This window comes from Nocardia tengchongensis, assembly GCF_054781395.1.
Window position 1 is genome coordinate 1 of sequence record NZ_BAAGUM010000025.1, and the last position, 663, is coordinate 663.

A 663-nucleotide genomic window follows, 5' to 3' on the forward strand; every position below is an offset into this window, starting at 1 on the left:
AATCCCAGGCCCCGGCGCTTACGCGCCGGGGCCTGCCGTCGTTGAACCCCGAGAGGTGTTGTGCAGCAACCTGATACCAATCCCGTCGCCGGTGCCGAGGGAGTCGGCAACCTCGACGACGAGGACTTCCCCGCCTACAGCATGGGTCGTGCCGCGGAGATCCTCGGCGTCACCCAGGCGTTCCTGCGCACCCTCGACGGCGTGCGACTGCTGACCCCGCAACGCTCCGCGGGCGGGCACCGCCGCTACTCGCGCTACCAGCTGCGCATCGCCGCGCGCGTGCGCGAACTGATCGACGCCGGCAACTCCCTGGAGGGAGCGTGCCGGATCGTGATCCTCGAAGATCAGCTCGCCGAGGCCCACGCCCTCAACGCCACCCTGCAACACGCCCTCGACGAGCACCAATCACCGGACTCCGAACACTGAACGGCCCGCCCGCACCATCGCCCCCGCGGCCCCCAACGCCCGGGAGTGCCGCGTCGCGGGGGTGGAGCCGAGGCGGTTGAAGGCGTCGCGGGGCAGTCCTCGAACATCCGAGAAATTATGTCGCGGCTACTGTAGACATTCGTCGCGGCTGTGTGTAATTTAGCTGTCGTTCAGGAGAGATATCGAGGACTGGGCAGGTGAACTGCCTGGTATGCGTTACATCCCGTCTCCCTCCGG

1 protein-coding gene is annotated in these 663 nt (G+C 67.4%); it reads left to right on the forward strand.

Going from position 1 to position 663, the window contains the following annotated elements; all coding sequences use genetic code 11:
• The first annotated feature begins 60 nt into the window (after positions 1-60).
• The gene (locus ACYVKL_RS38700; RefSeq protein ID WP_379174409.1) at positions 61-426 is read left to right on the forward strand and encodes a MerR family transcriptional regulator; all 366 of its coding nucleotides are present in this window, start codon (positions 61-63) and stop codon (positions 424-426) included.
• Positions 427-663 lie beyond the last annotated feature (237 nt).